Annotated in this window: 13 protein-coding genes and 1 riboswitch; of the genes, 8 read left to right on the forward strand and 5 right to left on the reverse strand. The window is 42.0% G+C overall.

Annotated elements, in window-relative coordinates; genetic code table 11:
* Window positions 1-15 precede the first annotated feature (15 nt).
* The 3 genes from Tfer_RS05500 to trxB all read right to left on the reverse strand — a co-directional run bounded on the left by Tfer_RS05500 (window position 16) and on the right by trxB (window position 1570).
* Window positions 16-207: a hypothetical protein gene (locus Tfer_RS05500; RefSeq protein WP_052217224.1), complete on the reverse strand. Its 192-nt coding sequence runs from the start codon at window positions 205-207 to the stop codon at window positions 16-18.
* A 219-nt stretch (window positions 208-426) separates the two neighbouring features.
* The gene (locus tag Tfer_RS05505; protein WP_013120818.1) at window positions 427-621 is read right to left on the reverse strand and encodes an FmdB family zinc ribbon protein; all 195 of its coding nucleotides are present in this window, start codon (window positions 619-621) and stop codon (window positions 427-429) included.
* A gap of 16 nt (window positions 622-637) precedes the next feature.
* A complete protein-coding gene (gene trxB, locus Tfer_RS05510; RefSeq protein WP_427916554.1) occupies window positions 638-1570 on the reverse strand; it encodes a thioredoxin-disulfide reductase in 933 nt (310 codons plus the stop codon).
* A 528-nt stretch (window positions 1571-2098) separates the two neighbouring features.
* On the opposite strand from trxB, the gene Tfer_RS05515 reads away from it, so the two are divergent.
* The gene (locus Tfer_RS05515; RefSeq protein ID WP_052217226.1) at window positions 2099-2308 is read left to right on the forward strand and encodes a hypothetical protein; all 210 of its coding nucleotides are present in this window, start codon (window positions 2099-2101) and stop codon (window positions 2306-2308) included.
* Window positions 2309-2418: 110 nt separating this feature from the next.
* The gene (gene pgsA, locus Tfer_RS05520; protein ID WP_052217227.1) at window positions 2419-2946 is read left to right on the forward strand and encodes a CDP-diacylglycerol--glycerol-3-phosphate 3-phosphatidyltransferase; all 528 of its coding nucleotides are present in this window, start codon (window positions 2419-2421) and stop codon (window positions 2944-2946) included.
* Here the strand turns inward: pgsA and Tfer_RS05525 are convergent.
* Window positions 2943-3266 carry a nucleotide pyrophosphohydrolase gene (locus Tfer_RS05525; protein ID WP_052217228.1) on the reverse strand — a complete coding sequence of 108 codons (324 nt, stop codon included), beginning with the start codon at window positions 3264-3266 and terminating at the stop codon, window positions 2943-2945. The genes pgsA and Tfer_RS05525 overlap by 4 nt on opposite strands.
* Window positions 3267-3412: 146 nt before the next feature.
* On the opposite strand from Tfer_RS05525, the gene Tfer_RS05530 reads away from it, so the two are divergent.
* The 4 genes from Tfer_RS05530 (at window position 3413) to Tfer_RS05545 (ending at window position 5410) form a co-directional block, all read left to right on the forward strand.
* Window positions 3413-4099 (forward strand): Crp/Fnr family transcriptional regulator, encoded by a 687-nt coding sequence (locus tag Tfer_RS05530; RefSeq protein WP_052217229.1) that lies wholly within the window; start codon window positions 3413-3415, stop codon window positions 4097-4099.
* Window positions 4092-4379, forward strand: coding sequence for a hypothetical protein (locus Tfer_RS05535; protein WP_052217230.1), 288 nt, complete (start codon window positions 4092-4094; stop codon window positions 4377-4379). Before Tfer_RS05530 ends, Tfer_RS05535 begins: the two co-directional genes overlap by 8 nt.
* A 150-nt stretch (window positions 4380-4529) precedes the next feature.
* On the forward strand, window positions 4530-4769 hold the full coding sequence (locus tag Tfer_RS05540) for an MTH865 family protein (RefSeq protein WP_052217231.1): 240 nt from the start codon (window positions 4530-4532) through the stop codon (window positions 4767-4769).
* Window positions 4770-4846: 77 nt separating this feature from the next.
* Window positions 4847-5410, forward strand: a complete 564-nt coding sequence (locus tag Tfer_RS05545) for a DUF1638 domain-containing protein (RefSeq protein WP_052217232.1) — start codon at window positions 4847-4849, stop codon at window positions 5408-5410.
* A 32-nt stretch (window positions 5411-5442) separates the two neighbouring features.
* Here the strand turns inward: Tfer_RS05545 and Tfer_RS05550 are convergent, their stop codons facing one another.
* Window positions 5443-6009 (reverse strand): site-specific integrase, encoded by a 567-nt coding sequence (locus Tfer_RS05550; protein WP_052217233.1) that lies wholly within the window; start codon window positions 6007-6009, stop codon window positions 5443-5445.
* A gap of 518 nt (window positions 6010-6527) precedes the next feature.
* Window positions 6528-6610, forward strand: a riboswitch (cyclic di-GMP riboswitch).
* A gap of 51 nt (window positions 6611-6661) precedes the next feature.
* On the opposite strand from Tfer_RS05550, the gene Tfer_RS05555 reads away from it, so the two are divergent.
* Window positions 6662-8887: an HD domain-containing phosphohydrolase gene (locus tag Tfer_RS05555; protein ID WP_052217234.1), complete on the forward strand. Its 2226-nt coding sequence runs from the start codon at window positions 6662-6664 to the stop codon at window positions 8885-8887.
* A partial coding sequence (locus Tfer_RS05560; protein ID WP_152908976.1) for an MCP four helix bundle domain-containing protein occupies window positions 8871-9726 on the forward strand: 856 nt, incomplete at its 3' end. The genes Tfer_RS05555 and Tfer_RS05560, both read left to right, overlap by 17 nt.

The raw sequence follows: 9726 nt of genomic DNA on the forward strand, positions 1-9726 counted from the left end.
TAAAAAAACCTTCTTTTAAAAAGAAGGTTTTAATAACTCTTTATCAAGTTCTGCCAATAATTTAAAAAGAATAATTGGTCCCGCCCAAACAAACCTCTCGTTCAAACTAACTATGGGCAGAGGAATCTGCGGATCATCTATATACTTGGTTATATTCGGAAAATCATCTACTCTTTCATCGTCTATATCGATATATTCCAGATCCACTTTATCAGCATAATCTTCATACTTTTGCTGGATTAATTCCCTGAGGATACGTGCAGCCTCTTCCTGAGACCGTTTAGGACCTCACCTATAATTTTTACACTCATCAACTACTCTTGAGCCGAAAATCCTGATCACAACCCTGTTATCCACTTTCATCCTCCGCTTTTCTATTTACCTGCAGGTTTTTTAGCCTCGGCCTCCTGCCGAGCATTATACACCTCAACCGAAAGTTCTGCTGCCGCAAGTATTGCAGTTATCGCCGCCTGAATCTTTCCCGACAGATACCGGTGAGAAAAGTTGTTTTATATTTTTACTCCCGCATTCCGGGCATTTCACTTTATCCCTTTCTGCTATGGAAATGGCAACGATAAACTTGTTTCCGCAGCTTTGGCAATTAAACTCGTATCTCGGCATATTAGCACCCCCTGTTTTAATTCGTTGTTTTCCACTGCTCAATATATTTTTCCGCCGATACAGCCGCTACAGCTCCATCGCTAACAGCCGTAACCACCTGTCGCAAAGGAGTCACCCTGACATCTCCCGCTGCAAATAAACCAGGCAAGCTTGTCTGCATATTTTGGTCAGTAATAATGTACCCTCTCTCATCCAACTGTACCATATCCTTGACCAGTTCAGAATTTGGCTTTTGCCCGATATAAACAAAAACCCCGTCCACAGCTATAGCTTTTTCTTCCCCGGTGGCCAGGTTCTTTACTTTTATGGCTTCTACCTTGCTATCCCCCAGGATGGAAGTAACCACTGAATTAAGCACTAACTCGATTTGGGGGAATTCTCTTAAACGCTCCTGCACAACCTTGGTGGCGCGAAACTCATTGCGCCTGTGCACCAAATACACCTTTGAAGCAAAGCGGGTCAGGAACATGCCTTCTTCCAAAGCAGCATCCCCTCCGCCAATAACTGCTACTTTCAGACCTTTAAAGAACGCGCCGTCGCAGGTTGCACAGTAGGATACACCTCTGCCCCTGAACCGCTGTTCCCCTTCTACGCCCAAGTTCAATGATTCTGTTCCGGTGGCTATAATAACAGACCTGGCTTTAATATCTTGCCCGGAAACATTGACGAAAAACCACTGTCCATCTTTTTTCAGTTCATTAACTTCCCCAAATTTGGTTTCCAGGCCAAATTTCAAGGCCTGCTGGTGCATGTTCATCATCAGGTCGGGACCGCCAATCCCTTCGGGAAAACCGGGATAGTTTTCTATTTGGTCCGTGGTAGCAGCCTGTCCTCCGGGCATACCCCTTTCAATAAGTATACATTTTAAAGCCGCCCTGGCTGCATACATACCGGCTGTGAGACCGGCCGGCCCACCGCCGATAATTACTATATCATAAACGTCCATCATATCACTTCCTCTCTTTAATTATACTCTCTATTATACCTAACCGTTTCCAATCGACAAGTCTTCTTCGGCAGTGATAATAAAAGCAAATCCTTAAAAAATGGTTATTCCAGGATTTAAACCAAAATTCCTGCTAAACTAAGCAAAATAAAAGAGCATTCCACCATGAATGCCCCAATAAACCAAAAACCAAATCACTAACTTTCAATTATTCCGTCCTAACTTAGTTTTTAACAATTAGTTTCTTTTTACTGACCGGATGAACAAAGCCTACATCGCTGATATCCCTGCCACACTTGGGACAAATCCAGACACTTCCGGCACAGGATGAATAAGAATACTCCAAACAATACGGACACTGCTTCGCCAACAAGAAACCTCACTCACTTTCCAGGCAATACTGGGCAATTTGAACATATAATAACTTTGTAACCAAACCACGTTGCTCCTCTTGAAATTGCCAAAAAGAAAAGAAAAAAGAATAAATTCATTATTCTTAAACCATTATAGGGTTGAAGGAGGGATTTGTCAATGACAAAGGAAAAATTTGTTAAGTATGGTGGGGTAAAGTTTACCAACAAAGTGGAACCAAAGGAAATTAACAACTTCGTCCGCAATCTGCCAGCCGAAAAAAAAGACAGTCTTTTTGAGGTGATTCAGGAACTGGATAAAGCCGGATTGATATCGCTGGAACACGAATTTTCCACCATTGATGATGAGACACTTGAATGGCAGCGGTAAAATTTAAATAGATATTGCGGCGATATTGGAAAATAATACGGTTTCCTGTATAATAAAATGGAGCTCCTCGTTCGGAGCTTTTTTACCTTGGTTAGGAAGTGTTTTGGCCAATGAATTTACCAAATTTGATTACCATTGGACGGATATTATTAATACCGCTGTTTCTGCTGGTCTTTTGGTCAGGGCGGCCCTACAGCATACAATGGGCCATGCTTGTCATGGCCTTGGCCGGCGCCTCCGATATCATTGACGGGTATCTGGCCAGAAAACTGAACCTGATTACATCGATCGGCAAGATTCTCGACCCCCTGGCCGATAAATTAATGATAGCGGCCGCGCTGACTTCGCTGTACCTGGTCGGTTTGGTCCCTCTCTGGCTGTTTTTACTAATAATATTAAAGGAGCTCATCCTGGTACTGGGCAGCGGTTTTGTGGTCTACAAAAGAGAGTATGATGTAAGCGCCAATGCCGGCGGTAAAATTGCAACGGTATCAATTTATGCCGCCCTCTTTTTTGTATCTTTTGGCCTGCCAGCCCAAAATTTATTCCTGTACATGGCCGGCATCATGGCGCTGCTATCTTTCATTAATTACCTGTACCGTTATTATTGTTTCATACACAGAAAAACAAAATCTTAGCCACCGTTTTTCCTGGTCCAACGGTTGATATCCCGAACCCGGTATTTCTGCATCATAGCTTTAAAGGCACTTTCCAGATCCAGATTTAGGGAATTGGCCAAACAAATAATAATAAACAATATATCTGCCAGTTCCAGGGCGATACTGCCTTCCGGCTCAGAATCCTTCTTTTGTTTCTGTCCATACCGATGATTTATTTCTCTGGCCAGTTCGCCTACTTCCTCAGTCATGCGAGCCAGCATGGACAAAGGATGCCAATAGCCTTCTTCAAACTGGCTGATCCATTCATGAACTTCTTTTTGCATATCTTTGATATCCATTTCCAAGCCTCCTCTTCACCAAGTATACCACTGTTTGACAGGGTTAAAAGGGAAATTTAATTTAAATATGTAAAATATTTTACTGAAAAATGCGTAATTTACATCCTAGACTGTTATTAAATATTTTAAATAGAATGAGGTGTCCTATGAAAAACAACATCAAATGTATGAAAGACTTAGATTTATTTCAAGCTCTGGACGAAGAAGACAAAATACAGGTCATGAGACTTGCCAGGCCAAAATCATTCAACAAAGGTGAAATAATTTTTTCGGAAGGAGACCCTGCCGATACGATTTATCTTATTAAAAGCGGCCGGGTGCTTTTATATAAGATGTCCGAAGACGGTAAAGAAATAGCTTTAGACATACTTCAGGAAGACGACATTTTTGGCGAAAACACAATTTTTGAAGATATTCGCCATACCATGAACGCCAGGGCTCTAAAAGATACCTTCGTCTGCACTTGTTCACGCAATGATTTGCCAAATCTCTTAAAAAATCCAATGATTGCATTAAAAATAATAAAATTTTTGGGTGATAAACTCAATAATTACACAGAGCAAGTTGCCGCTATGGCATTTAGAGATGTTAAAGGTCGGGTACTAAACACTATGGTCCGTTTGGCAAAGAATTATGGCGTTATGACCCCAAAAGGCATAAGAATAGATATAGTATTGAATCATCAAGACCTGGCTAATCTTGTGAATGCCTCCAGGGTTATGGTCACTAACATTGTAAATGAGTTAAAACGCGAAGGAATAATTGAAGTTAATCAGCGCCTGTACTACCTGCTGGACCAAAAACTCATTGAGGAAGTAAATCGTTATGCATAAGCCAAAAAATGATGAGGGATTTTTGAAAAATACTTTATGTAGCCTGATTTGGAATACTGAAATTTCCAGGTGGGCTATTTATGAAATAAAAAGCAATTCTGAAAAAGGTAAAATACTCAAAGAAATCATTTATTGGTTTTGCAACAACAATGTATCCGAACTTACTTTTACACCCGAAAACACTTCATGGATTACCACCAGGTTAATTGAACTTGGATTTGATAAAAATTCGGTAGAACAAGTTATACTGTTATTGGCTTGCAAGGCATTGGAAAATTAAACGCCAAATTGTCTCAACTGTCTCCAGACAGCTTATTTTTTACAGGAATTTTTTTGTAAACTGTTTTACAGAAATTTTTTTCATCAGACAGTAACATATACTCAACAGAAACAATCGTTTCTGTAAAAAACTTTTGAGGAGGAGATAAATATGTCTGTACGCGAAACCATCAAAAACCAGATTATCAGTGCTCTGCAGGGGGCTAAATTTCCAATAGGCTCTCCAGAGGAATTGCTGTCAGCATTCCCCGACGGAGCCAAAACCACCTGCCGGGCTGAAGGAATTGAAGTTACAGCAGGTGAAGCAGGGAAACTTCTAACTCCTGAGGATTTTCCCTTCCAAAGCGCGGAACAAGTAGCAGAAACAATAGTAAGCAGGGCTAAACTTTAATATATGAATATATGCTGCAGTGTATTAGCCAAGCCTTATTTAGACTTGGCTTTTTTGTCATAACGGAGGTGATAACCATGGAAAAAGTATTTATAGGGTGTTCTATGCTTAAGGAAGAGATCAACAACGTCATGGAAAACCTAAAACTGGAGAACAATATCTTTTTTATAGACGCTGCTTTACATGTCAACTTGGATCAATTGGAACAGGCTTTAAAGGAAAAACTTGATAAAATAGCACATCAATCACAACCTATAATACTTGTAGGAAACAAATGTCATCCAGACATCCAGAGTTTGGCCGAAAAATATAACGGCAAAATTGTTAAAGCATCAAATTGCATAGAGCTTCTGCTCGGTGACAAAATGAAAGAGCTTGACCAGGAAGCTAAAACCTTTTACTTAACCAACGGTTGGCTAAAAAGGTGGCGAGATATTTTTGTTAAAGGCCTGGGTTGGGATAAGGTCGATGCCCGCCAAAACTTCGGATATTACGACAGGATTGTGTTAATTGATACCGGTTTAACTGAAATATCAGAGGAAGATATCTTGAACTTTTTTGAATATACTCAAGTTCCGGTGGAAGTGTATCCCACGACATTGGACCATTTAAAATCAGAACTTTTATATGTGCTAAGTTGAACACACAATATTCCTGGCAGGAGATACAGATGCTACAGTGAAAACTGCACCATCGAATATAACTCATCCTTTTGATCCTGCGAAATGCCAATGTACCGTAAGGTTACTTTCTGGCTGGAATGATTAAACATATCCATAATCAACCCGATATTATATTTTGATGCCTTATAAGTCCAATACCCCCATGATTTCCGCATGGTATGGGTCCCAAAATGCTCTATACCAACCGCATCAGCAGCCGCTTTTAAAACTCTGTATGCCTGAACCCGGCCGATAGAGCCTCCTTTTTTTGAACCGAACAGATAGTCATCTCCGGACAGATTCCGGCTTGTTACATAAGACTTAATGGCTGCCTTCAGGGCATCATTAAGTTTTATTTTTTTCTCCTTGGCAGTTTTTCGTTCCCTAATAACCAGATGCTGCCGGAAGGAGCCATTATCGGTGAAAATATCGCTGTACCTGATAGGGAGAATATCGGAAATCCGGAGGCCGGTATTTATCCCAAACATAAAAAGCAGGCAGTCTCTTTCATTTTGACTATTAAGCTGCTTGAGCATAGCTTTAATTTTTTGCAGGTCCCGGATAGGTTCGACAGTCATATATAATACCCCCCATAATGCAACATATTATTAATTATATCACTAAAATGTAACTTATAACAGCAGAGTTTTACATGAAGTTCAATTCTTTACTGGCTGCTTGGCGGCAAAAAAATTCCTACCTGGTTGCTTTTTGACCGGGTAGGAATTTTTTTCTAATCGCTGGGCTTTTAACAAAGGCTGGAAAACGTTTGTGAAATTACACAACATATTTCTTAAAATGTAGCATACCAAAAATTACTATATATATGTTATACTACGCCAATATAATTAATCCTCCCTCTTAACGACATATTTCTTAAAAATAATTGCTAATCAGGCATAGTTCTACATTTTGTCCATTAACAAAGCTTTTCCGGTATTGATTTGGTCAAATTGTACAAGAAAATATACTGGTCCCATTGGTCCTTACAGATACTTAAATATCTAGAATTACCATCTATAAGGGATTACAAACACCGGCCCAATGTAACATTTTAAGAAATATGTTTCATTTAAACAGACTAACAAATATGAAGTTCATACCAGGGCAAACCTGTCGAAAGACAGGGACGCAAAGCCAAGGGCCTAAGGACAAATTCTAAGGCAGCCGGTTGCATTAAAGAATTAACTTCATGCTTCCGGCATGGAGTTTTTTTAATGAGGTGAAAAAGTGGCGGAAAAATTAATACAGGAACTGCTCGGCCATGTGCCATGGGGGTATGCTTACCACAAGCCGGTACTAAACAACCGGGGGGAGCCGGAAGACTATATTTTTCTGGAGGTTAGTCCTGCTTTTGAAGTAATGACAGGACTGCAAAAGAATGACATTCTCGGCAAAAGGGTAACAGAAGCCCTGCCCGGCATCAGAAGTGGCAATTTTGACTGGGTAAGCTTTTACAGACAAGTTGCCCTGGCGGGCGTAAAACAAGAAATTATCCATTATGCCGAGCCTTTGAACCGCTGGTACAGAATAACGGCCATTTCATCCCCAAAGCAGCATATTGTCACATTTTTGCAGGACATATCCGACGAAATGAAGCAAATCATGGAAAGAGAAGACCTTTTGCAGCGGTTGCAGGCCATGTTTAACGGACATACCGCCGTCATGCTCCTGGTCGAACCTGTTACCGGCCAAATAAAGGACGCCAATCCCGCAGCCTGTTCCTTTTACGGCTATACCAGGCAAGAACTCCTGAGCATGCGTGTTCAGGACATTAATATGCTCCCCGGAGAAGAAGTAGAAAGACGCCGTCTGATGGCATTAAAGAAAAAACAAAAGTATTTTCTGTTTCCCCACCGTTTAAAGAATGGCGAAATCCGGCTGGTAGACGTTTATTCATGCCCGATAGATTATAGCGGAGAAAAACTGCTTTTCTCCATCATCATTGATGTCACCGAACGGGAAAAGTACAGAGAAGAACTGTACCGGGAAAAAGAACTGCTGCGCACTACCCTTGTATCCATCGGCGATGCGGTGGTCTGCACAGATGAAAAGGGCCTGATAACCATCATGAATAAGGTTGCCGGGGAAATCACAGGCTGGAGCGAAGAAGAGGCAAGAGGCAAAATGTTTGACCAGGTTTTCCGACTGGTCAGCGAAGAAACTGGAGAAGTTATTGAAAACCCTGTAGCCAAAGTGTTGCAGACCGGTAAAACAGCAGGTCCGGCTCCCCGTACAGCTTTAATCACCCGAGAAGGGCGGCAGGTACCCATAGTCAACAGCGCTGCACCCATCAAAGATGAAAAAGAAAATATTTTTGGCGTGGTCATGGTCTTCCGTGATATTACCAGGGAGAAAAGGAAGCAGGAAGAAATCCTCTACCTGAGCTACCATGACCCCCTGACCGGACTGTACAACCGCAGATTTGCCGAAGAAGAAATAAAAAGGCTCGATACATCACGGGAGTTACCCCTGGCTGTGATTATCGGAGATGTCAACGGTTTGAAACTAACCAACGATATATTTGGCCATGAAGAAGGGGACAGGCTCCTGAAAAAAGCAGCCAAAGTAATTAAGAAAAGCTGCCGTAAGGAGAACATCATCGCCCGGTGGGGCGGGGACGAATTTTTAATCCTTTTGCCCCGGACCGATGCCAGGATGGCAGAAAAAATAGTCGGCAGGATAAACAGCAAGTGTGGCAGAGACGTAAAAAGAAATATCCGGTTAAGCATATCCCTGGGATATGCCGTGAAAACCAAAGCAACAGAAAACCTGTGGCAAAAAATGAAAGAAGCCGAGGAAAGGATGTACCATCAAAAGCTGCTGGAACAAAAAAGCTACAGGAATAACCTGATAAATGCCCTGCTTACAACCATGGCAGAGAAAAGCACAGAAACAGAAGAACACGCCTGGCGTTTAAAAAAATACTGTCTTGAACTGGGCAGGGAATTCGGACTTTCCGGGCTGGAAATGGAACAACTGGCTCTTTTGGCCATGCTGCACGACATTGGCAAGGTAGGCATCAGTGAGAGTATCCTGAAAAAACCCGGACCCCTTACCCCGAAAGAATGGGCAGAGATAAAAAAACATTCCGAAATCGGCTGGCGCATTGCCCGGAACATCCCGGAAATGTGGACTGTGGCCGAATACATCCTGTTGCACCACGAACGGTGGGACGGTCAGGGGTATCCAAGGGGTTTGAAAGGCGAAGAAATCCCTTTACTGTGTCGCATCCTGGCCGTAGCTGACGCATACGACGCCATGACCGGCAACAGGTCTTACCGCCCGGCCCTGAGCAGTGAGGAGGCTTTGGCAGAATTACAACGGAATGCAGGGACACAGTTTGACCCGGAGGTGGTGAAAAAATTTATTAATTGCCGGCAAAATATTAAAACGCTTTTGAAGTCCCGGGAACTAAAACTAAGGAGGAGGAATACTATTGAAACTCAATATTAAGGCCAAGTTAATGATTTCTTTTCTGGTTGTTGTGGTTTTAACTGCGATTATTGGTTTATTAGGTATTAATTTAGGGGCAAATACTTACAAAAAAGTAGAAGATCTGACAAGTAACAGAATGCCAAAAACGGAGGGACTGCATGATATTAAAACCGGGTTGAGTGATATCCGGCGGTATGAAGTGCAGGCTATTTTCGGCGCCAACTTAAATGATTCAAAGGAAGTGCAGGAATATCTGGGCAAATATAATAAAGGCGCAGAAGACTTGCAAAAAACTTTTGAAGCACTGTTTCCCAAGTTTAAATCCGATTTTGCCAAAAGTAAAATTGCCGAGTTTAATTCGGCCTGGAGACGGTATCAGGATATACATGTTAAGATGCTCAGCCTCATGAACCAGGGAAATATTTCCGGCGCGGTTGCCGTTCAGCGGGGGGAATCAAGGGACGCCTATAATAAGTGTATAGCAATTTTGGATGAATTGATAAAGTATAATGATGAACAAACCCGCCAGACCAATACTGAGTCAGAAGCCAACTATAAATCAGAACGGACACAAATAATTGCAATTCTGGTGGCTGCATTGATTTTTAGTATCGTCATCAGCCTATATATGGCCACTTCTATCTCCAAGGCAGTACGGCTTGTAGCCACGGTAGCCGAACGGGTTGGCAGCGGAGACCTTACCGTAGACAGGTTAAAGGTTAATACCCGGGACGAAATCAAGGATATGGCCGATTCCTTCAACAAGATGGTGGACAACTTGAAGCACATTATTCAACAGATAAATACCACCAGCCAGACCGTTGCTGCCACCAGCGAAGAATTAGCATCCAACGCAG

It is taken from the genome of Thermincola ferriacetica, assembly GCF_001263415.1.
Taxonomy (GTDB): Bacteria; Bacillota; Thermincolia; order Thermincolales; family Thermincolaceae; genus Thermincola; species Thermincola ferriacetica.